At 70.1% G+C, this 22,031-nt stretch carries 18 protein-coding genes and 2 pseudogenes; 12 read left to right on the top strand and 8 right to left on the bottom strand.

Translation table 11 applies throughout. The features are described from left to right. Window positions 1–26 precede the first annotated feature (26 nt). Together G7071_RS13720 and G7071_RS13715 are read left to right on the top strand one after the other, a co-directional pair. On the top strand, window positions 27–1,451 hold the full coding sequence (locus G7071_RS13720; RefSeq protein WP_166319661.1) for a PAS domain-containing protein: 1,425 nt from the start codon (window positions 27–29) through the stop codon (window positions 1,449–1,451). Then, window positions 1,451–1,861, top strand: coding sequence for a response regulator transcription factor (locus G7071_RS13715; protein ID WP_166319659.1), 411 nt, complete (start codon window positions 1,451–1,453; stop codon window positions 1,859–1,861). The genes G7071_RS13720 and G7071_RS13715 overlap by 1 nt, the downstream gene beginning before the upstream one ends. A 40-nt stretch (window positions 1,862–1,901) precedes the next feature. On the opposite strand, the gene G7071_RS13710 is transcribed toward G7071_RS13715, so the two are convergent. The 3 genes from G7071_RS13710 to G7071_RS13700 are packed head-to-tail and all read right to left on the bottom strand — an operon-like array spanning window position 1,902 to window position 6,348. After that, a complete protein-coding gene (locus G7071_RS13710) occupies window positions 1,902–3,029 on the bottom strand; it encodes an alkaline phosphatase family protein (protein ID WP_166319657.1) in 1,128 nt (375 codons plus the stop codon). Continuing rightward, complete coding sequence (locus tag G7071_RS13705) at window positions 3,026–3,610, bottom strand: DUF5998 family protein (protein ID WP_166319655.1); 585 nt, start codon at window positions 3,608–3,610, stop codon at window positions 3,026–3,028. Before G7071_RS13705 ends, G7071_RS13710 begins: the two co-directional genes overlap by 4 nt. 32 nt (window positions 3,611–3,642) lie before the next feature. After that, window positions 3,643–6,348: a bifunctional acetate--CoA ligase family protein/GNAT family N-acetyltransferase gene (locus G7071_RS13700; protein WP_246210018.1), complete on the bottom strand. Its 2,706-nt coding sequence runs from the start codon at window positions 6,346–6,348 to the stop codon at window positions 3,643–3,645. A 71-nt stretch (window positions 6,349–6,419) separates the two neighbouring features. Between G7071_RS13700 and G7071_RS13695 the strand changes: the two genes are divergently transcribed. The 5 genes from G7071_RS13695 to G7071_RS13675 all read left to right on the top strand — a co-directional run bounded on the left by G7071_RS13695 (window position 6,420) and on the right by G7071_RS13675 (window position 12,285). Further along, window positions 6,420–8,921, top strand: coding sequence for a DNA gyrase/topoisomerase IV subunit A (locus tag G7071_RS13695; RefSeq protein ID WP_166321135.1), 2,502 nt, complete (start codon window positions 6,420–6,422; stop codon window positions 8,919–8,921). A 94-nt stretch (window positions 8,922–9,015) separates the two neighbouring features. After that, the gene (locus G7071_RS13690) at window positions 9,016–9,639 is read left to right on the top strand and encodes an LppX_LprAFG lipoprotein (protein WP_166319651.1); all 624 of its coding nucleotides are present in this window, start codon (window positions 9,016–9,018) and stop codon (window positions 9,637–9,639) included. 7 nt (window positions 9,640–9,646) lie between these two features. Further along, complete coding sequence (locus tag G7071_RS13685) at window positions 9,647–11,410, top strand: MFS transporter (protein WP_166319649.1); 1,764 nt, start codon at window positions 9,647–9,649, stop codon at window positions 11,408–11,410. A 19-nt stretch (window positions 11,411–11,429) separates the two neighbouring features. Beyond that, the gene (locus G7071_RS13680) at window positions 11,430–11,924 is read left to right on the top strand and encodes a beta-class carbonic anhydrase (RefSeq protein WP_246210017.1); all 495 of its coding nucleotides are present in this window, start codon (window positions 11,430–11,432) and stop codon (window positions 11,922–11,924) included. Window position 11,925: 1 nt separating this feature from the next. Next, window positions 11,926–12,285, top strand: a complete 360-nt coding sequence (locus G7071_RS13675) for an SdpI family protein (RefSeq protein WP_206062816.1) — start codon at window positions 11,926–11,928, stop codon at window positions 12,283–12,285. Between the two features lie 144 nt (window positions 12,286–12,429). Here G7071_RS13675 and G7071_RS13670 read toward each other — a convergent pair whose 3' ends face one another. Next, window positions 12,430–13,491 (bottom strand): M36 family metallopeptidase, encoded by a 1,062-nt coding sequence (locus G7071_RS13670; protein ID WP_206062815.1) that lies wholly within the window; start codon window positions 13,489–13,491, stop codon window positions 12,430–12,432. A 694-nt stretch (window positions 13,492–14,185) separates the two neighbouring features. Between G7071_RS13670 and G7071_RS13665 the strand changes: the two genes are divergently transcribed. Continuing rightward, complete coding sequence (locus tag G7071_RS13665) at window positions 14,186–14,467, top strand: nickel-binding protein (RefSeq protein WP_425489395.1); 282 nt, start codon at window positions 14,186–14,188, stop codon at window positions 14,465–14,467. Here G7071_RS13665 and G7071_RS13660 read toward each other — a convergent pair. After that, complete coding sequence (locus G7071_RS13660) at window positions 14,434–16,506, bottom strand: DNA gyrase/topoisomerase IV subunit B (RefSeq protein WP_246210014.1); 2,073 nt, start codon at window positions 16,504–16,506, stop codon at window positions 14,434–14,436. The two genes, G7071_RS13665 and G7071_RS13660, sit on opposite strands and share 34 nt — an antisense overlap. A 256-nt stretch (window positions 16,507–16,762) precedes the next feature. Between G7071_RS13660 and G7071_RS13655 the strand changes: the two genes are divergently transcribed. Beyond that, entirely contained in the window at window positions 16,763–17,017 is a 255-nt protein-coding gene (locus G7071_RS13655) for a DUF7455 domain-containing protein (RefSeq protein ID WP_206062814.1), read from the top strand. Between the two features lie 82 nt (window positions 17,018–17,099). On the opposite strand, the gene G7071_RS20045 is transcribed toward G7071_RS13655, so the two are convergent. Further along, a complete protein-coding gene (locus tag G7071_RS20045) occupies window positions 17,100–17,261 on the bottom strand; it encodes a hypothetical protein (RefSeq protein ID WP_166313527.1) in 162 nt (53 codons plus the stop codon). Here G7071_RS20045 and G7071_RS20040 point away from each other — a divergent pair. The 3 genes and pseudogenes from G7071_RS20040 to G7071_RS13635 all read left to right on the top strand — a co-directional run bounded on the left by G7071_RS20040 (window position 17,185) and on the right by G7071_RS13635 (window position 19,509). Then, window positions 17,185–17,582 (top strand): annotated as a pseudogene (locus G7071_RS20040) (DUF456 domain-containing protein). The gene G7071_RS20045 and the pseudogene G7071_RS20040 overlap by 77 nt on opposite strands. Continuing rightward, entirely contained in the window at window positions 17,582–18,409 is an 828-nt protein-coding gene (locus G7071_RS13640; RefSeq protein ID WP_166319637.1) for a DMT family transporter, read from the top strand. The pseudogene G7071_RS20040 and the gene G7071_RS13640 overlap by 1 nt, the downstream one beginning before the upstream one ends. Before the next feature lie 38 nt (window positions 18,410–18,447). Further along, complete coding sequence (locus G7071_RS13635) at window positions 18,448–19,509, top strand: CapA family protein (protein ID WP_166319635.1); 1,062 nt, start codon at window positions 18,448–18,450, stop codon at window positions 19,507–19,509. Here G7071_RS13635 and G7071_RS13630 read toward each other — a convergent pair. After that, entirely contained in the window at window positions 19,498–20,469 is a 972-nt protein-coding gene (locus tag G7071_RS13630; RefSeq protein ID WP_166319633.1) for a M28 family metallopeptidase, read from the bottom strand. The two genes, G7071_RS13635 and G7071_RS13630, sit on opposite strands and share 12 nt — an antisense overlap. A gap of 11 nt (window positions 20,470–20,480) precedes the next feature. Continuing rightward, a pseudogene (locus tag G7071_RS13625) lies at window positions 20,481–21,982 on the bottom strand (RNA polymerase sigma factor). Window positions 21,983–22,031 lie beyond the last annotated feature (49 nt).

Here is a 22,031-nt window from a genome sequence, read left to right as displayed (position 1 = left end):
CCGCCAAACCCTCGTGAGGAGACGGTATGAATTTCCCGAGCCGGACGGGGCGTCTTCTCGGGCTGGCCCAGGCCCTGGTCGAGCAGGCCGCACCCGATGTCGTGGCAGGCGCCCTCCAGGTGCTGCTCGAGGTCACCCACGCAGATGCTGCGCTGGTTCTCACGCCCACCCATGAGGGACTTCGTCTCTCGGCGCGTGCCGGGTCGAGCCTGGACACCGACGCGCTGCCCCAGATCGCCACGGACAGCAAGGACGGCGCCCTGCTGGACCGCCACCCCGTTCCGCCGACCTGGCACAGGGAGGGGATCGAGGACCTTGCGACCCACCGCCTGCCCGGTGAGGCCGGCGTGCTCATGCTTGCGTGGGGGACCGGCCGGGCCGAACCCGGGGATCTGGACCACACCCTGACCACGTTGGATGCGCTTGTAGCCCGCGCTCAGGCACAGGAGGAGCTCGCAGATCTCGTCACCCGGGTGGCCAGCGCCCAGCAGCTGGCCAACATGGGCGACTACGACTGGCACATCGCCTCGGACACCAACACGTGGTCCGACCAGCTGTTCCGCATCTATGGCCACGAACCGCAGTCGTTCGAGCCGACGTATGAGAAGTTCATCTCGCTGATCCACCCTGGCGACCGCGACCGGATCAGCGCCCTGCACCAGAACGCCTATGCAACTGGCGAGCCCTACCAGATGATCGAGCGGATCGTGCGCCCAGACGGCGAGGTCCGGTTCCTCTCCTCGAACGGCGAGGTCATCATGGACGGCAGCTCGCAGCCGGTCCGGATGCGCGGGACCTGCATCGACATCACCGACCAGGTACGGACAACTCAAGCGCGCGAACGGATCGCAGCCCGCTTCGAGGGCCTGGTCAACTCCGCGCCCGATGCGATCGTCGTCCTCGACGAGGATCAGCGGGTCACCGAGGCAAACCCGCGCGCTCACGAGCTCCTCGGCGGCGACCCCCGGGGCCACGACATCCACGAGATCATGCCGAGCTGGCCGCACGGCGGAACGACCGGGGTCCACGCCCCAGGCCTCGACGGTCGCCAGCTGACCCTCGACCTGGTCACCGTCCTGGTCACGCCTGACGACGGCGATGCCACGGGAGAGAACCTCGTGGCCGTGTTCCTGCGAGACGCCGAGCCACGGCTCGAACGCGAAGCGCTCGCGGCCCACTTCGCCGAAGCCCAGCTGAAACGGCGCCAGGCACTGGAGATCAACGACAACGTGGTCCAGGGCCTGGTGGCCGCGCTGTACGCACTCGAACAGGGACAGGTCGAGAACTCCGCGGACTATCTCGCGGAAACCCTCGCAGCCGCTCGCACGATGATGGACGACCTGCTCGAACCGCTCGGCGGTGAGGGGATCAGACCCGGCGACCTCGTCCGCAGCGCACCAGCCCTGATAGGTGCCGAACGGCGCACAGCTGCTGGCGGACAGGAGAACTGATGAACCCGGAGACCTCACATCGTGTCCTGCTCGTCGATGATGCCGAGGAGATCCGCTTCCTGTTGCGTCTGGCCATGGATGCGCGCACTGGACTGACCGTCGTGGGGGAGGCAGCGGACGGAGTAGAAGCGGTGCAACGTGCGTCCGAGCTGAAACCAGACCTGGTCATGCTCGACCTCGCGATGCCACGCATGGACGGCCTCGAGGCGCTCCCCCTGATCCGCGCCGCAGTCCCCGACGTCCGAGTGATCGTGCTCTCCGGTTTCGACCAGGGCACGATGGCGGACAAGGCCCTCGAGGCTGGAGCAGATCGCTACGTCGCCAAGGGCGGTTCGATCCGGGAGCTCCTCGATCTGGTCGAGGAGCTCCTTGCACCCCGCCCCTTGATCTCTGGCCCGAACCCGACCTGACCCCTGCAGGTCCGGGATGACGGGCAGTGGTGCACGGTCATCAGTCAACCAGGATGGGGATCAGCATCTCGTCCGGCGTGAGCGACCCGTGCATCCCGATCAGCTGCGTCTCATAGGAGAAGTCGACGCTCGACACGACAGCAGCGTCGCCACGACACGCGACCATCACGTCCCCCACCCGCGGCAGCACGCTGTCCGCCACCTCGCCGAACCACCCGCGCGCGACGGCGTCGTCGCGGGTGACGACGAGGGCACGCGATCCCAGGGTCTCGCTCCAGGTCGACACGACGCTGTCGACCGCACCGGGGGCGCAGTAGAGGTGGCGGAAGCGCGCTTCGCCACCCAACAGGTCGACGCCGTCGCGGAGCTCGGGCACCTCGTCGACGTCGACCCGGGACGAGAGCGCTGAGTCGACCATGCCGTGGTCGGCCACGATCACGAACCTCACCGACGGAGCCAGCGCCTCGCGCATCTGCTCCGCCTCGGCATCGACCATCGCCAGCTGCTGGAGCCACTGGGTCGAGGCGACGCCGAACCTGTGGCCTGTCCAGTCGAGGTCGGAGTCATAGACATAGGTCAGCGACGGCGCGTGCCGGCCGGCTGTGACCATGGCAGCGATGCGTTCACCGACGAGGTCTGCGCCGACGAACTCAGCCCCGCGGTGCGCGGCCCTGGTCAGCCCCGAGCCCTCGAAGGAGCGCTTGTTCACGACCGTGACGTTGACTCCCGCCCTCGTGAGCCGGGCGAAGGCCGTCGGGTGCGGCTGCCACACGTGCGGGTCGATCGAGGCGTCCCACTTCAGGTGGTTGATCAGCTTGTCGGTGCCGGGCATCCGCGCCGTGTAGCCGATCAGCCCGTGCGCCCCCGGCACCAGGCCGGTGCCCAGCGAGGTGAGGCTGGTGGCGGTGGTCGAGGGGACACCCGACGTACCGATCGTGGCACCCCTCATCAACGAGGTGAGGTATGGCGCTGCGTGCGCGTAGCGGCGCAGGAGCTCGGCCCCCAGCCCGTCGATCAGGAAGACCACGTAGGCGGGCGCGTCGGGCAGCACCAGGTCCGACGGTGGCTGCCCGGCGACCGAGGGGTCGAGGCCCAGGCCGCGTGCGACCGCGGGCACGACGTCACCCAGCGAGCGCTCTCCGTAGGCCGGGAGCAGGAGCTCGCTCACGCGCCCCGGGTCCGGGCGGACAGGGCCTCGGCGAAGCCGAGGAGTCGCCCGACCGCCTCTCCTCCGTCGGCCGCGGCAGAGACGCGCAGCGAGAAGTCGTCGCCGGCGATGACCCCGGTGTAGCCGTGGTCAGCGTCGCAGTTGGGGTCCGAGCAGCCGGCCGGCTCCAGGTCGATGCGCCCGACCCCGCCCCAGCCGACGGTCAGCACGGCCTCCGCTGGGGTCGAGGGCCCGGAAGTGGGGTTGGTGATCATCCGGGTGACGACGACCGAGCGGACTCCCGAGAGCGACACCGCCTCGGTCGAGGTCGACGTGTAGGGGTCGGGCAGCAGGTCGTCCCCGGCGTGCTCGTCGGTGTGGGCCAGCACCAGCCGGGTGGGGGTCAGCACGGCCACCGTGAGGTGGCGACGCACCTCGTCGCGGTCGAAGGTGGGCTCGTGGTGGAGGTAGTACGCCACCAGCTCCTCGCCCCCCAGGGCGGCGAAGACCCCGTCCGAGACGATCTCGGGGTAGTAGCCGGTGTGCTCGATGGCTCGCCGGAGCTCCACTGCGGGACCGGTCTCGGACGTCTTGCTGCGCATGGCCGCAGTCTGTCACGCGCCCACGACACGGCTCAGTCGGGCAGGGTGTCACCCGGTGGCGTCGAGAGCCGGCGGACGAACCAGTCCGAGCGCGCGTCGAGGACCGGCTCGATGCGGATGGCCGCACCGAGGACCGAGGCGCCGTGCGCCCCCGCCAGGATCAGCGGCAGGTCGAGAGCGCGGACCTCCGGCAGGTCGTGCTGGATCTGCGCCACTCGGCGTACGAGCCCCTCGATCTCCGTCACGTCGACGATCTCGCTGCCGCGATAGCCGAAGAGGATCGGCGACGCCTTGATCTCGCGGACCATGTCCTGCGCGTCGTGCTCGGCCAGCGGCGGGATCCGGTAGGACCGGTCGCCCAGCAGCTCGGTCAGCGGACCACCGATCCCGAAGGAGAGCACCGGGCCGAAGAGGGGGTCCTCCATCGAGGAGATGCCCACCGGGACCCCGGGGGCAGCGTTCTTCTGGACCACGAAACCGGCCGTCTCGGGTTCGGTGATCAGCTCGCTGAGGGTGGCCCACGCGTCGGCCATCTCCTCGCGGTTGTCGATGTTGCGCCACACGTGCGCCAGGTCTGGCCGGTGCCTGAGGTGGTCGGCGGTGGCCTTGAGGACGACGTCCCAGCCGAGGTCCTCGCCTGCGCGGAGCGCCTCGTCGAGGTTCTGCACCGTGAGCGTCTCCCACAGCGTGATGCCGTAGGCACCGAGAAGCTGCTGCTGCTCGGCCAGGCCGAGGTCGAGCCCGTCGGGGTTCTTCATCAGGAGCTCGTTGACCAAGCGTCGCGCCGCCTGCCGGTCGACGAGCTCGTCGTCGGCGGATGCCTTGTCGGGGGTTCGCAGCCACATCGCGTATTCCACGACCCGTGCGAGCGCCCGGACGGCGGCCTCGACCGCGGGGTACGACGGCACGGACCCGCGGCCCGCGCTCGACCCGGCGACGTCGGGCACGCGCAGCAGCTCCGGCACACCCTCGGCGCCGAGGAACGTCGAGACGATCGGCTTGTCCGACTGCTCCCCCACGGCGGCCAGGACGTTGGCGACGTCCTCGCCGGACACGTTGAGCGGCGGGATGTAGATGGCCGCCACCGCGTCCACCTCGGGGTCGTCGATGGCGGCGTCGAGTGCGTCCTCGAAGTCCTCGGCGCCCGCCTCGGCCCCGAGGGCGACCTGCTTGTTGACGACGAGGCCGACGCTGGTCGCCGCATCCGCGGCGAGCAGCCCGAGCGCGTCGGAGTTGCCGACCACCGCGACGCGGCGCCCCCGTGGCAGCGGCTGGTGGGCCAGGAGCTGCGCGACGTCGAACATCTCCTCCAGGGTGTCGACCTGGATCACGCCGGACTGGCGGAACATCGCATCGACCGCCTGCGAGGGCGCAGCGATCTTGCGCACCGCGTGCCCCATCGGCACGCCCTGGGTCGAGCGGCCCGAGCGCACGGCGATGATCGGCTTCTTGCGGCTCACCCGTCGAGTGATCCGGGAGAACTTGCGCGGGTTCCCGATCGACTCGAGATAGAGCAGGACCACCTCGGTGGCATCGTCGTCGAGCCAGTACTGCAGGAGGTCGTTGCCCGACACGTCGGCGCGGTTGCCGGCGCTGACGAACGTCGACAGGCCCAACCCCCGGTTGTTGACCTTCTCCAGGATCGCCGACCCCAGGGCACCGGACTGGCAGAAGAACCCCGCCCGCCCCCGCGGGGGCATCAGGGTGGAGAGCGAGGCGTTGAGGCTCACCTCGGGGTCGGTGTTGATCACGCCCAGCGCGTTGGGGCCGATCAGTCGCAGGCCGTAGGAGCGGGACAGCCCGACGAGCTTGCGTTGGCGTACGCGCCCCTCCTCGCCCGTCTCGGCGAAGCCCGACGAGATCACCACGAGGCCGTGCACGCCCTTGGCAGCGCAGTCGAGCACGACGTCTTGCACGGCGTCGGCCGGGACGGCGACGATCGCGACGTCGACGTCGTCGGGGATGTCGCCGACGCTCTTGTAGGCCGGCATCCCGGACACGGCGTCGGCGGACGGGTTGACGACATAGACCCGGCCGGTGAAGTCGCCGGTGACGAGGTTGCGCACCAGCGCCCTCCCGATCGTGTCCTGGCGGCGACTCGCGCCGATGACCGCGACCGAGCGCGGCTGGAAGAAGCGCTCGATCGACGCCGACTCCGCCCGGTGCTCACGCTGCTCCATCACCCCGATGGCCGTGTCGGTGGGGTCGATGCGGAACTCCAGCTCCATCACGCCCTCGTCGTAGGCGCTCTTGACCTGGTAGCCGGCGTCCTTGAACGTGTGGATCATCGCCTGGTTGTCCGGCAGCACCTCCGCGACGAACCGTTCGACCCCGCGCTCGCGCCCGGCCTGTGCGAGGTGCTCCAGGAGCAGCTGGCCGATCCCGCGACCCTGGTGCTTGTCCTCCACGAGGAACGCCACCTCGGCCCGGCCCGGCTCGATGCTGTCGTAGCGACCGACCGCGATCATCTCGCCGGCGATCAACATGATCATGGCGACGCGCTTGACGTAGTCGACCTGGGTGAACCTCGCGACGTCGCGCTCGGACAGGTTGGGCATCGGGGAGAAGAAGCGGTAGTACTTCGAGACGTCGGAGACCCGGCTGTAGAACTCCACCAGGAGCTCGGCGTCCTCGGGACGGATCGGCCGGATGTGGGCCGTGCCGCCGTCGCGCAGGAGGACGTCAGCCTCCCAGTGCCGGGGCGGGCGCGCACTCGTCGCGGCGTCGGTGGAGGTCACACCGGGAAATCTACAGCCCCTGTGGCGTGCCCCCGCGCCCATCGCCGCGGCAAGGCAGGACAATGACCGCCATGGCCCGCCGTACGACCAAACAGCCGCTCCCCGACGACTTCGAGGAGCACATCCTCGACATCGACGTCGGCGACGAGATGCGCTCCTCGTTCCTCGAGTACGCCTACAGCGTCATCTACTCCCGGGCCCTGCCCGACGCCCGCGACGGCCTGAAGCCGGTGCAGCGCCGCATCCTCTACACGATGGACGACATGGGCCTGCGTCCCGACCGGGGCCACGTCAAGAGCGCCCGCGTCGTCGGCGAGGTCATGGGCAAGCTGCACCCCCACGGCGACTCGGCGATCTATGACGCGATGGTCCGGATGGCGCAGCCCTGGTCGATGCGGGTCCCCTTCATCGACGGACACGGCAACTTCGGCTCGCCCGACGACTCCCCCGCCGCGATGCGCTACACCGAGTGCCGGATGCTGCCGGCAGCGGTGGCGATGACGGCCTCGCTCGACGAGGACACCGTCGACTTCAAGCCCAACTACGACTCGCGCGAGACCGAGCCGAGCGTGCTGCCCTCGGCCATCCCCAACCTCATCGTCAACGGCACGACCGGCATCGCGGTCGGTATGGCGACCAACATCGCCCCGCACAACCTGGTCGAGGTCGTCCAGGCCCTGCGACACCTGATCACCCACCCCAAGGCCGGCCTGGACGAGCTCATGCGCTTCATCCCCGGCCCCGACCTGCCCACCGGCGGCAAGATCGTCGGGCTCGACGGCGTCCGCGACGCCTACGAAACCGGTCGCGGCACCTTCAAGATGCGCGCGACGGCACGCATCGAGTCGGTCACTCCCCGGCGCAAGGGCATCGTGGTCACCGAGCTGCCCTACGGCGTCGGCACCGAGCGCGTCATCGAGCGCATCAAGTCGCTGGTGCTGGCCAAGAAGATCCAGGGCATCGCCGACCTCAAGGACCTCACCGACCGGGCCCACGGGCTCCGGCTCGTGATCGAGGTCAAGAACGGCTTCGTCCCCGAGGCGCTCCTCGAGCAGCTCTACAAGCTGACCCCGATGGAGGACTCCTTCGGCATCAACGCCGTGGCCCTGGTCGACGGTCAACCGCGGACCCTGGGGCTCAAGGAGATGCTCGAGGTCTTCCTCCAGCACCGCTTCGACGTCGTGCGCCGGCGCTCGCAGTTCCGCCGCGGCAAGGCCGCCGACCGCCTGCACCTGGTCGAGGGCCTGCTGATCGCCATCCTCGACATCGACGAGGTCATCCAGGTGATCCGCTCGTCCGACAACGCCGCAGCCGCCAAGGAGCGGTTGATCGACATCTTCGAGCTGAGCCAGATCCAGGCCGACTGGATCCTCGACATGCCGCTGCGCCGGCTGACGAAGTTCTCACGCCTCGAGCTGGAGAAGGAGAAGAGCGAGCTGGAGCGCGAGATCGAGCAGCTCGACGCGATCCTCAACGACGAGTTGCTGCTGCGGAAGGTCGTCTCCGACGAGCTCGCCGAGGTCGCCAAGACCTACGGCACCCCTCGCCGTACGGTCCTGCTCGCCTCGGCCGGCACCACGGTCACCGCTGCCGCCTCTCCCCTGGAGGAGGCCGACGACCCGTGCTTCGCCTATCTCTCCTCCAGCGGCCTCGTCGCCCGCTCCTCGAGCGCCTCCCTGCCCGGCCACGGTGAGTCCCGGGCCAACCACGACGTCATCACCTCGGCCGTGCGGACGACCGCACGTGGCGAGGTCGGCGTCCTGACCTCGCGCGGGCGACTGATCCGGATCTCGGTGCTCGAGATGCCCAGGCTCCCCCACTCGGCCAACGACCCCAACCTGCAAGGTGGGCTTCCCCTCAGCGAGATCCTGTCCCTGGAGAGCGGCGAACGCGCCCTGGCGCTGACGTCACTGACCACCGACGGACCCGGACTCGCGCTCGGCACCCGGGGCGGGATCGTCAAGCGCGTCAACCCCGAGGTGCTCGGCAAGGACGAGTGGGACGTGATCTCCCTCAAGGACGACGACGAGGTCGTCGGCGCCGTCGAGCTGGTCACCGGCACCGAGACGCTGTGCTTCATCACCTCCGACGCACAGCTGCTCCACTTCAGCGCCGACGGTGTGCGGCCCCAGGGCCGCTCCGGCGGCGGGATCGCCGGGATCCGCGTCGCCAGCGGGCAGCGGGTGACCTGGTTCGGCGCGGTGCACGACGGCGAGTCGGTGCTGGTGACGGCGTCCGGTGCCTGCACCGCACTGCCCGGCACCGAGGCGGGCGCCGTGAAGGTGACCCCGTTCTCCGAATACCCCAGCAAGGGCCGCGCCACCGGCGGGGTGCGCTGCCACCGGTTCCTCCGGGGCGAGGACACCCTGGTCACCGCCTGGGCCGGTGCTGCCCCGGCCCGCGCGGCGGCGGCCAGCGGCGCCCCGGTGGAGCTGCCACCCGCGACCGGGCGGCGCGACGGCTCGGGCAACCCGGCGTCGCAGCCGATCGCCGCGGTGGGCGCGCCCGTCGCCGTACTGCTCTCCGACCGCGCCTCGGACGCGGCCCAGGACGACCCGGAGCAGCAGGGTTGATGTGCAAGGCTGAACGAATGAATGCGCGCGTGCTCGGCCTCGTCGTCGCCGGCTCCCTGGCCCTGACCGCCTGCAGCGGTGGGGCGAGAAGAAGGTGAGTGACGACATGTCGCCCGAGGAGGTGCTCGCCGCGGCCGCCACGACACTGAGCGAGACGAGCGGTGTCGGCCTCACGCTGTCGACCACCGACCTCCCGGCCGGTGTCTCGGGCATCACCAAGGCCGACGGTGTCGCCACCAACCAGCCTGCGTTCGAGGGCACCATCAGCGTGATCTATGCGGGTCAGAGCGTCGAGGTCCCGGTGGTCGCGATCAACGACGTGGTCCACGCCGTCCTGCCGTTCACCTCCGGCGACTACCAGGAGATCGACCCCGGTGAATACGGCGCCCCCGACCCGGCGCAGCTCATCACCGCCGAGTCGGGCTTCCCGTCCTTGCTGGGCGTGACCTCCGAGCTCGAGGAGGGCGAGAGCGTGCGAGGCGGCTCGGACAACACCGAGGTCCTCACCACCTACACCGGCACCGTGCCGGGCGCCGCGATGAAGAAGGTCATCCCGAGCGCCGCGGGCAAGACCTTCGCCGCCGAATATCTCGTGTCCGACGACGGCGAGCTCCGCCAGGCGGTCATGACAGGCGTCTTCTATCCCAAGAGCGCCGAGATGACCTACACCGTCGACCTCGCCGACTACGGCCTGACCAAGGAGATCGCCGCCCCGTGATGGCGCGATGACCGACCGGGCCGGGTCAGTCCCGACCCGGGCGCTGCTGAGCCTCGCCGCGCTCGCAGTCGCCTTCGCCGCTGCCGACACCTACGTCGTCGTGCTCGCGCTGCCGGAGATGATGAGCAGCGTCGGTGTCCCCATCGACCAGCTGCAGCGCGCAGCCCCGATCATCTCCGGCTTCCTGCTGGGGTACGTCGCCATGCTTCCCCTCATCGGACGCATCGCCGACCTTCGCGGACGCGTGCCTGTCCTGGTGTTCTCGCTGCTGCTCTTCGCCGTGGGTTCGCTCGTGACGGCGCTCTCCTACGACATGAGCTCGATGGTCGCCGGACGCTTCCTCCAGGGGGTGGGCGGCGGTGGGCTGGTCCCCGCGACCCTCGCCCTCGTCGCAGATCTCTATCCCAAGGAGCGCCGCGGTGTGCCGCTCGGCATCGTCTCGGCCGTCCAGGAGATCGGCGCGGTCCTGGGCCCCCTCTTCGGGGCCGTGGTCGTCGCCTTCGCCGACTGGCGCGCCATCTTCTTGATCAACCTCGCCGTCGGTCTCGTCCTGGCCGCTGCCCTGCGGTCGCTGGCCGGCGTCGACGCGCACCCCGGGCCCATTCCCGGCGGGCGGTTCGACCTGCTCGGCGCGTTGTTGCTGCTCGTCGCACTGGTGGCGGGCGTGCTCGTCTTCGTCCGGCCGGCCGCACTGCTACGTGACCTCACCTGGGGACAGCTGTTCATCCCCTACACCGAGTCGGGCCGCTGGCTCGCCCCCATGGGCCTGATCGCCATGGGCGCGGCGGCGCTCCTCGTCGTGCGCTGCCTGCTCGCCGCCCGGCCGCTGCTCGACCTGCGCGGCTGGGGAGCACACCTGGCTGAGGCCGATCTCGTCGGCGCCCTCCTGCTCGCCGCGGCGCTCGCCGGGGTGATCCTCGCGTTCGCCACCGCCGACCCCAAGATCCAGGTGTTCTCGGACCAGGGCTGGTGGTTCCTGCTCGGCTCAGCGATCGCTGCCGTGCTGTTCGCCGTGCACATGCGGCGCTCGTCGGCTCCGCTCGTGCCGCGCGGCGCGCTCCGCCGTACCCCCGCCTGGGGCGCCCTGGTCGTGAGCTTCTTCATCGGCGCCGCCCTGATCGCAGCGCTGATCGACATCCCGCTCTTCGCCCGCACGACCGTCTACCCCGACTCCCAGCTGCTGGCCGCGCTCGTGCTCGTCCGCTTCCTGCTCGCGCTGCCGGTCGGGGCGGTGGTCGGGGGCTACCTCATCCGTCGCTTCTCCCCGGGTGTGGTCACTGCCGTGGGCATGCTGCTCGCGGCTGCGGGCTTCGTCCTGATGGCGCAGTGGGGACTCACGACCGTCCAGGAGCCGATCGCCAACCTCGGCCTCATCACCGGCGGCTTCGGCTTCGGCCTCGCCCTGGCGCCGGTCAACGCCGCGCTGCTCGACTTCACCGACGACGACGTCCATGGCGTGGCGAGCGCCTTCGTCGTGGTGGCGCGCATGGTCGGCATGCTCGTCGGCATCTCGGCGTTGACCACGATCGGGCTCCGTCGCTACTACGCCGAGCAGGGCGACATCCCACCCGTGCGGGAGGTGTGCGACGGCAAGTCCCGCTGCGACGCGTTCAGCGACCTGCTGCGGGTGGCCGGTATCGCGCAGGAGCAGACGGTGTTCTACGGCGCCGCCGGATGTGCCGTGGTCGCTGCGGTTCTGGCGCTCGTGCTCTTCCGTGCGGCGAAGGCCACACCCCTCTCGACGCGAGACCTGCTCACCGCCCATGGCTGAGGTGGGTAGATTCAGGGCCGTGGATGACTTCGACGACCTGATCACGGCCAACCAGTCCTTCGCCGCGGACTTCACCCTCGGCGGCTTCGACGGCGTCGCCCACGCGGGCGTCGCCATCGTCACCTGCATGGACTCGCGCATCGACCCCCTGCGGATGCTCGGGCTCGACCACGGCGACGCCAAGATCTTCCGCAACCCGGGTGGGCGGGTCACCCCGCAGGCCCTGGAGGCGCTGGTCCTGGGCGTGCACCTGCTCGGTGTGAAGCGCATCCTCGTGGTCCCCCACACCCGCTGCGCCATGGCCTCCGCGACCGAGGCGCAGCTGCGCGAGAAGGTCGGCACCTCGGCTGGGGTCGACGCCTCGTGGCAGAGCTTCGGGGTGGTCGACGACCAGGTCGCGGCGCTGACCGACGACGTGAAGAAGGTCCACTCCCACCCGTTGATCCCCGACACGGTGGCCGTCGGCGGCTTCATCTATGACGTCGACACGGGGCTCCTCGAGCGCAAGGCCTGACGTGAACCAGGCGCAGCTCGCTGGTCTCGCGCTGGGCCTGGCAGCCGTGGCGCTGGGACCGTTCGTGTGGTGGCTGACCCGGCAGGCCGCCACCGGTGCACTGGGCAGGAACTCCTGGGCCGGCCTGCGCACGTCGAGGACGATGCAGTCCGACGAGGCCTGGGTGACCGGCCATCGTGCCGCGCTCGAGCCGGCTGCGGGGATGGCGAGGCGGGTGGGCGGGATGGGAGCGCTCGCTGTCGTCATGGCTGTGCTCGGCCACACGCCCCAGTCGATGGTCGCCGGGTTCGCGGCGCTGGTGCTGCTCCTGCACGGGGCCTTTGCGTCCGTGCGGGCTGCTCACCGCGCCATCGACCGCTGAGCAGCCGTCGATGGTGGCCACCCGACCGCCGGCCAAGCCTCGTGCTGCGGCCGCTGGTGCACCTGCTGCTCCCGCCCCTCGAGGTGGGCAGACTTGAGGCCCCGACGACTGTGTCGCCGGGGCCTCAAGGGAACTGACCGAGCGCTAGCCCGTGACGCTGATGCCGCGGTCGGTGAACGCCTTGCGGACCGCGTCGACCTCGGCCCGCGACAGCTTCCGCTGATCGCGGAAGAGCTCCGCCGTGCGGATCGTGCGATCGGCTGCCGCGGCAAACGTCGTGTCCGGCGCGAACGAGAACTGCGACTGCAGGATCAGCGTGTCGGCCTTCGTCGCACCGAGCGCGTTGCGGATGTCCCACAGCGCGCGTGACCAGATCTGGCCGTCGAAGTGCACCTGGCCGCGCCGGTCGGCGTAGGTCAGGTTGGTGTCGATTCGACGCAGGCAGTGCGGGGCCGACGGGTCGTACGACACCGCGTCCCAGTCGGCGACGCACGGGGCGTCGGCCGTAGGGGCGAGCACGTTGGTGACCGTGACGGCGAGGTAGTCGCCGAACGCCTCACCGATGGCGCCGGCCTCGATGCTCGTGCCGAAGCCCGCCACCTGCGCGTCGTGCACGGCGTGGCCGTACTCGTGGATGATCACTTCGGCGTCCTCGCCGTCATCGACGCCGCCCTTGCCGAGCTTGATCATGTCCTTCTTGTCCCAGGAGAAGCTGTTGTCGGCTCCCCACTGGTTGATGCGCAGGTCCTGCGACTCCTTGTTCACCGGCGCGTAGGTGCCGGTGCCGAAGCCGAGGCTCTGGATGTACTTCTGCGTCTCGGTGACCCAGTAGTAGGCCATCACCTGCTCGAACCGGTCGTCGTTGCGCCGGTAGATGAAGGTGTTGGTCGGGGAGTAGGCCCGGTCGCCAGTCTCGCTCACGACGTTGGCCCAGTCGCCGACGAGGTAGCCGCTGCCGTCGAGGTTGGTCAGCGTGACGTTCCGATACGCCGGTGCGAGTGCCGCGTAGTCCGCGTCGCCCTGGTCGGTGAGGCTCTGGTCCTGCAGCGACGCGACCGGGTTGGGGAAGAAGACCTGACCCGTCCCGGTGCTCGAGCCCGACTGCGGTTTGCCGTTGCCGGCCACCGCCGCGCCGGTCGCCAGGGTCGCGAGGCTGAGCCCGGCGAGCGCGACAGCGGCGACGCGTGTGTTCGTCCTTGAGCGCACGTGGAACCTCCACATCCTTGTTGGGAGTTTGCAATGTACGTCCTCACCCGCCCACCGAACAGAGGCCAGTTCTCAGTTGTAGGTGTGCTCCGGTCCGGGTCAGACGCCGGTCACCCCCGCACCACCGCCGCCCCAACCACCGCCAGAACCGGCGCGATCTGGATCCCGTAGCCGCCCTGACTCATGAACCAGAACAGCCCTTCGACGTCGGCGTCCCACGCCACGACCGGCCCCCGTGCGGAGCGAAGGTGCCTAACCCGGCCCAGCTGGTGCGCACGCTGCGAAGCCCAAGGACCGTCACATCGTCGATCGCCTCGAGAGCTCGGGCGAGGCTTGGGTGACCGGGCGTAGCGCGGGCGGTCGCGCGGGCAGCGGGTATGGCGCGGCGCACCGCGCCATCGACGGCTGACCGCCTGCGTGCCCAACTGTCCACCCGGACGAATGTGCACGCCAGAGTGCACCGCGGCGGCCGTTGCGCCGCGCAGAAGCGTCCCTGTGGACGACTCTCCCCGCGCGAGCGTCGGGCACCAGGTGCTGCGGGCAGGGCGTACGGGGAAACCGCGGTCGAAACTGGTCCAGACCGGACGTCCAACCTGCTCCGACCGGCGCACAATCAAATGCAAACCTCACTCCGCCAGACCGGGCTCGCGCAACGCCCAACCCAGTCAGGAGTCCCCCATGCCGCTCTTCATGGATGTCCACGACCTCGGCGACGCTGTCGGGATCGACGAGGTCGCCAAGGCCCACGTGGCCGACCTCGCCGAGCAGGACAAGCACGACGAAATATCTCCGCTACTGGGTCGACGAGGCGCACGGCAAGATCTTCTGCCTTGCCGAAGCGCCCTCCGCCGACGCGGCTGCCACCGTCCACCGCGAGCCCACGGCCTGGTCGCGCAGGAGATCCATGAGGTCAGGGAGGGCTCTTAGCAAGCATCGTGCCGCTCAGGCGTCCAGCGTCTCCACGTCGACCTCGTAGGCACCCTGGATGATGAACTCCTTGCGCGGGGCCACGTCGGAGCCCATCAGCAGCTCGAACACCGACGCCGCGACCTCCGCGTCGTCGACGGTGAGCCGGCGCAGGGTGCGGTGGCGGGGGTCCATCGTGGTCTCCGCGAGCTGGTCGGCGTCCATCTCGCCCAGGCCCTTGTAGCGCTGCACCGGGTCCTTCCAGCGGACGTTCTTCTTCTTCAGCTCCGCCAGCTTCCGCTGCAGCTCGTCGTCGGAGTATGTGTAGACGTACTTCTCCATCCCCTTCTTGGGGTTGGTCAGCTCGATCCGGTGCAGCGGGGGTACGGCGGTGAAGACCCGCCCCTCGGTCAGCAGGTCCGGCATGTAGCGGAAGAACAGGGTGGCGAGCAGGCAGCGGATGTGGGCGCCGTCGGAGTCGGCGTCGGCCATGAAGATGATCCGGCCATACCGCGCGCCCTCGAGGTCGAACGTCCGGCCCGAGCCTGCGCCGACGACCTGGATGATCGAGGCGCACTCGGCGTTCTTGAGCATGTCGCCGACCGAGGCCTTCTGGACGTTGAGGATCTTGCCGCGGATCGGCAGCAGCGCCTGGTATTCGGAGTCGCGGGCGAACTTCGCCGTACCGAGGGCCGAGTCCCCCTCGACGATGAAGAGCTCGGTGCGCTCGTTGTCGCTCGAGCGGCAGTCGGCCAGCTTCGCCGGCAGGGCTGACGACTCGAGGGCGTTCTTGCGGCGCTGGGTCTCCTTGTGCTGCTTGGCCGCCAGCCGGGTCTTGGAGGCGCCGACGACCTTCTCCATCACCAGCTTGGCCTGGGCCTTCTCGGCGCGCTTGGTGGAGGTGAGGAAGGTCTTCAGCTCGCTCGCCACGACCTTGCGGACCACCGCACGAGCCGCCGGGGTGCCGAGGATCTCCTTGGTCTGGCCCTCGAACTGCGGCTCGGCCAGGCGCACCGTCACCACGGCGGTCATCCCCTCGAGGACGTCGTCCTTGATGACGTTGTCGTCGTTGACCTTGAGCACCTTGGCCGAGCGCATCACGTCGTTGAACGTCGCGGTCACCGCCTGCTCGAACCCGCTGACGTGGGTGCCGCCCTTCGGCGTGGCGATGACGTTGACGTAGGACCGCACCTGCGTGTCGTAGGTGTTGCTCCAGCGCAGCGCGACGTCGACGTTGAGCTCGCGCTCGACCTCCTGCGGGGTCATGTGGCCCTTGTCGTCCAGGATCGGCACGGTCTCGGTGAACCGGTCCATCCCCTGCAGCCGCAGGATCTCGGTGACCGGCTCGCCCTTGGAGAGGAAGTCGGCGAACTCGCTGATCCCGCCCTCGTGGAGGAACTTCTCCTCGACCAGCGAGGGACCCCGGCGGTCGGCGATGACGAGCTCGAGGCCCGGCACGATGTAGGAGGTCTGCCGGGCACGCCCCAGCAGGCCCTCCAGCTCGATGGCCGCGTCCTTCGTGAAGATCTGCCGGTCGGGCCAGAACCGGATGCGGGTGCCGGTCTTGCCCTTGGCCACCCGCTTGCCCTTGCGGGTCAGCCCCGACCGAGGGGTGAAGGTCGCCTTGGGCCCGTCACCGTCGAAGACGCCCGGCACTCCGCGCTGGAAGGAAAGGCCCTGCTGCGAGGGCGAGCGGTCCACGTCGATGTCCATGCGCGCCGAGAGTGCGTTGACCACCGAGAGCCCGACCCCGTGGAGGCCACCGGTCGCGACATAGGAGCCGCCGCCGAACTTGCCGCCGGCGTGCAGCTTGGTGGCGACGACCTCCACCCCGGGCAGACCGGTCTTGGGCTCCTTGTCGGTGGGGATGCCCCGCCCGTCGTCGTGCACCTCCACCGAGTCGTCGGGGTGCAGCGTGATCTCCACCCGGCGGGCGACGCCCGCCAGGGCCTCGTCCACCCCGTTGTCGATGATCTCCCACAGGCAGTGCATGAGGCCCCGGGTGTCGGTCGAGCCGATGTACATCCCGGGGCGCTTGCGCACCGCGTCGAGTCCCTCGAGGACCAGGAGGTGTGCTGCGTTGTAGGTGTTGTCTGCCGGTGCTGCCACAAGGGATGAACCTACCCGCGACACGCCGTCACGCCGTGCAGGGCACGCTGCCACCCGCACGGGTGGAGCGGGGCTAGCGTGTGATCACGTTCGCATCACGCAATCCGATACATCCGTGACATGACCTACCGCTGAAGCGTTCCATGATTGGGTATCCCCTCCGTGACAGACGGATCAGTGCTTGGATGACAGATGTGCCACCCGATCGCACCACCAGGGAATCTTTGACCTGGCGGCTACGTTGGGCCAGACACCGATGGAGAGAAATGAGGCCGATGTGACTACCGCCCTAGCCCCCCAGTTCGCCGCGCTGACGGCGAGCGACCGCTGCGACCGCTGCGGTGCCCAGGCCTACCTGCGTGTCGAGCTCCAGACCGGTGGCGAGCTGCTCTTCTGCGCCCACCACGCCCGCGAGCACGGCGACAAGCTGCGCTCGATCGCGTCCAACGTGCAGGACGAGACGCACAAGCTGCAGCCCTCCTCGACCACGGCGTCCGACAGCGACAGCTGAGGCTCGATCCCCGACACCCACCCGACGGCCCCCGACCACCTGGTCGGGGGCCGTCGTGCGTCTGCGTGCGGCTCTGAGAGGCTCAGCGCGTGACCCAGACCGAGATCATCGTCGCCATCCTGCTCGTCGTGGGCGTCGCGGGCATCATCATCCCTGTCCTGCCCGGCATGGTGCTGGTGCTGGCGGGCATCCTGCTGTGGGCCGTCGACGTCGACACCTCGACCGGCTGGGTGGTCTTCGCCATCGCCGCAGGCTTCGTCGCCCTGGGCAGCGTCGTGAAATATGTCGTCCCCGGACGCCAGCTCAAGGCTGCGGGCGTCCCCCGCTCGACCCTGGTCATCGGGGGGTCGCGGGCATCGTGGGGTTCTTCGTCATCCCGGTGGTGGGCCTGTTCATCGGTTTCGTGCTCGGGGTGTATGCCGCCGAGCACCGCCGCCTCGGGAGTGCAGCCGCCTGGCCGGCGACCAAGCACGCGCTCAAGGCGGTCGGGCTGTCGATCCTGATCGAGCTCGCCGCTGCCATGCTGGCGGTGGCCACCTGGATCGTCGGCGTGGTCATCGTCTGATGTCGATAGTCCTCGCCCTCGGGGCGGCTGCCGCCTACGGGATCTCCGACTTCATCGGCGGCTTCGCCTCGCGGAGCACCTCCGCCTGGCCGGTGGCGTTCCTCAGCGCAGTCGGCGCCCTCATCTGCTCAGCCGTCATCGCCGTAACCACCCCCGGCGCTGCCACCGTGACCGACCTCGCCTGGGGCGCCCTGGCCGGGGTGGGCTCGGGCCTGGGCGGGGCGTTCCTCTATCGCGGCCTGGCCGCCGGTCGGATGGGGGTGGTCGCCCCGGTCTCGGCCGTGGGAGCGGCGCTCCTGCCGGTCGTGATCGGTGTCGCCACCGGCGAGCGCCCCGAGCTCGTCGTCTGGTTGGGAATCCTCGTGGCGATCCCCGGCATCTGGCTGGTCAGTCGCGAGCCGGGTGCCGGCGACCTCGCAGCCGGCATCCTCGACGGCGTCCTGGCGGGCGTCGGGTTCGGGTTGTTGTTCGCGGCCATCGGCCAGGTCCCCGACGAGGCGGGCTTCTGGCCGCTCGCCCTGGCCCAGCTGCTCGCGCTCGTCACGGTGGCCGCGACCGCGACGCTGCTCGGGGTCTCCTGGCGGCCTTCGGCCCGGTCGGAGGTCGGGTTGGGACTGCTCGCCGGCGCACTGGCCAGCGCAGCGTCGCTCGGCTTCCTGCTCGCCACCCAGGCCGGACTGCTGACGGTCGCCGCGGTGCTGACGTCGCTCTATCCGGCCGTCACCATCGTGTTGGCCGCCACGCTCCTGCGCGAGCACATCCATCGGGCGCAGGCCGTCGGGCTGGCGTTCTGCGGACTCTGTGTCGCCCTGGTGGCTGCGGGTTGACGGGCAGGACACCTGAGCCCCACACCTAGTCTGGCCGGATGAGGTGGGCGTCGGTCGTCGCGGTGGCCCTTCTCTGTGCCTGTACGGCGACGCCGGCCGCCGACCAGGGGCCGCCATCACCTTCCGGGTCCACCACGCCGCCACCCCCTCGGGAGCAGCCGGTCGCAGCCCCCGCCGAAGTCACTGTGGCAGTCCTGGGCGACATCATGCTCGGGCGTCGCGTGGCGGCCGCCCATGCCGACGCCACCGACACTCTGCGCGAGCTCGGACCGCTGCTGGTCAGGGCCGACGTCGCGGTCGGCAACCTCGAGAGCAGCCTGTCCACCAACGGCGCCCCGACGCAGGACCCGGTCACCGATTCCTTCGCGGTCTCCCCCCGCGTGCTGACGGGGCTGGGCCGGGCCGGGCTCGACGCGCTGTCCCTGGCCAACAACCACACCGGCGACTACGGCGAGCAGGCGCTCGTCGAGACGCTCGAGGCGTTCGAGGACAGCCCGATCCAGCCGTTCGGCGCGGGCCGCGACCTGGCCGAGGCCACGCGGGCAGCGGTCGTGGAGCGCGACGGGCTGCGCATCGGCTTCCTCGGGTTCAACGCCATCGGCGAGACCCCGATGGCTGGCCCCGGACGGCCCGGCGCCCTGACGGTGCGGATGCCTCCACGCACAGGGCCCCTGAACCGCGGCGACCTCTCCCACGTGCTGCGCGCCGTGCGCCGCCTGGACCGTCGCGTCGACGCGGTGATCGTCGTCCCTCACTGGGGTGCTCAGTACACCCACACGCCCGAGCCTGCCCAGACCATCGTCGGTCGGCGACTCGTGGAGGCCGGTGCCGACCTCGTGGTGGGCGGACATCCACACTGGGTCCAGTCGACCGAACGCCACCGTGGCGTCACCATCGCCCACTCGCTGGGCAACGCAGTCTTCGACATGGACTTCAGCGAGCAGGCCATGGAAGGGGTCGTGCTGACTGCGACGGTGAGCAAGGACCGCGTCCGCGAGGTCGAGCTCGTGCCCTACCGGATGGATGCGACCTTCACCCCGAGGCTGGTGAGCGGCGCGGCAGCGCGCGCGATCCTGGCGGACGTGCGCTCAGGGCGCTAGCCACGCGAGCACGACGCGCCCCACCCGGTCGACCTGGCGGGGATCGACGACCGATGGCACGTCGTCGGCCGAGTGATAGGCGGCGTACGGCGTGCTCCCGAGCCGCACGCCGGGGAGCCCCGCCTGGACGAACTGCCAGTGGTCGCTCGAACGGTTGACCTCACGCACCACCGGCACCCTGACCCTGCGTCCTGCTGCCGCCACGCGGGCGGCCAGGACGTCCTGACCCTCGACGGCAGACCCGATGGGCACGACTTCGCCGACGCCGACGCGGTCGAGGGAGACCATGCCCCGCACGCCCGTGCGTTCGCGCGGCCGCAGCGCCGCGACGTAGTGCCGTGAGCCGTAGTGGTGATCGGCATCGCTCGGACCCCGCGGCTCCTCGGCGCCGAAGGCGACGAAGACGACAGGCAGCCGAGTCCGCCCGGCGGCCGCGGCCCCGGCGACCGCCACCAGGACCCCGACCCCCGATGCGTTGTCCTCGGCGCCGGGCGCCTGCGGAACGGTGTCGAGATGGGCGCCGACGACGAGGTGGGGCTGAGCGGGATCGAGACCGGGAGGTCGCGCGATCACGTTGGCCGAGGTGCCAGCCCCGACCGGCACCCCCCACGACGTCCCCGCAGGTATGGCGACGGGCTGGTGCTCGACCGCGTAGCCCAGACGCTCGAGGCGTCGCCCCACCCACCGTGCGGCCTGCGCATAGCCGCGACCCGTCGCCTCCCGGGGACCGATGTCACCGGCGAGATGGCGCACCGTGCGCATGGCCGTGCGGGTGTCGAAGTCGGCAGGTGCCACCGGGTCCCGCGGCGCGGACGTCGGCGGCGGGTCTGCGGTCGGCGAAGCGGCCGAGACGTCCGAGGGTGCGGCCGACGAGCTGGTCTGCGGCCGCGACCGGTCAACGGTGGGCGAGCATGCCACCGCGGCCAGCCCCACACAGATCAGGGCGGCCGCGGTGCGCAAGGAAACCGGTGTCAGTCGAGGTAGTCGCGCAGGACCTGGGACCGGCTCGGGTGACGCAGCTTGCTCATCGTCTTCGACTCGATCTGGCGGATCCGCTCACGGGTCACGCCATAGACCTTGCCGATCTCGTCGAGTGTCTTGGGCTGTCCGTCGGTGAGACCGAACCGCATGCTGACCACGCCGGCCTCACGCTCGGAGAGCGTGTCGAGCACTGCGTGGAGCTGCTCCTGCAGCAGCGTGAAGCTGACCGCGTCAGCGGGCACGATCGCCTCGGAGTCCTCGATCAGGTCACCGAACTCGGAGTCGCCGTCCTCACCGAGGGGCGTGTGGAGCGAGATCGGCTCGCGGCCGTACTTCTGGACCTCGATGACCTTCTCGGGGGTCATGTCGAGCTCCTTGGCCAGCTCCTCGGGCGTGGGCTCGCGGCCCAGGTCCTGGAGCATCTGCCGCTGGACGCGAGCGAGCTTGTTGATGACCTCGACCATGTGCACGGGGATGCGGATGGTGCGGGCCTGGTCGGCCATCGCGCGGGTGATGGCCTGCCGGATCCACCAGGTGGCATACGTCGAGAACTTGTAGCCCTTGGTGTAGTCGAACTTCTCGACCGCGCGGATGAGGCCGAGGTTGCCCTCCTGGATCAGGTCGAGGAAGAGCATGCCGCGGCCGGTGTAGCGCTTGGCGAGGGACACGACGAGACGCAGGTTGGCCTCGAGGAGGTGGTTCTTGGCGCGTCGGCCGTCCTCGGAGATCCACTCGAGCTCCTCGAGCACCTTGGCGCTGATCTTGCCGCCCTTGGCCATCTTCTCCTCGGAGAAGAGGCCGGCCTCGATCCGCTTGGCGAGCTCCACCTCCATCTCGGCGTTGAGGAGGGGACCTTGCCGATCTGCTTGAGGTAGTCCTTGACCGGGTCGGCGGTCGCACCCGCGACCATGACCTGCTGCTCGGGCTCGTCGGTGTCGTCGGAGGCCGAGACGGTGAAGGCCTGCTTCTCGTCCTCCTTGATGGTCGGGTCGACCTTGACGTCCTTCTCGAACTGCTCGTCGGGGATGTCCGGCAGGAGCTTCTTGCCGTCCGCCCCCACCGCAACCGGTGCGAGGTCGACAGCAGCAGGCGCTGCCGCCTTCTTCGCAGCCGTCTTCTTGGCCGGGGCCTTCTTGGCGGCAGTCTTCTTCGCCGCCGGTTCGTCGGCTGCTGCTGCAGGCGTGGACTTGGCGGCCGCCTTCTTGGCCGGGGCCTTCTTGGCCGCGGCCGTGGTGGCCTTGCGCGTGCCGGACGTCGCCGCGACGGCGCGCGAGCTGGCGGCGTCCACGTCGACGCTGATGCCGAGCCCACTCAGGTGCACCAGGAGGGCCTTGAGGTGAGGCGGCTGGACGCCGGCCGCGTCACTGGCCATGCGGACCTGCTCTGGGCTCACCCGTCCGGTCGGGGAGCCACGCTCGACGAGCGCGGCGATGGAGGGGTGCGCGAGCACCTCAGCGGGGAGCAACTTTCGTGCGTTCGGGGACACGAACACCTCTCGTCAAGCGACATCGGGGCGCGGCCGAGCCGGGTAAAGTCAAGAG

The sequence above is a fragment of the Nocardioides piscis genome, from assembly GCF_011300215.1.
Classification (GTDB): domain Bacteria; phylum Actinomycetota; class Actinomycetes; order Propionibacteriales; family Nocardioidaceae; genus Nocardioides; species Nocardioides piscis.
The sequence above is the reverse complement of the archived record's forward strand: the minus strand, read 5'-3'. Positions and strand labels throughout refer to the sequence as shown.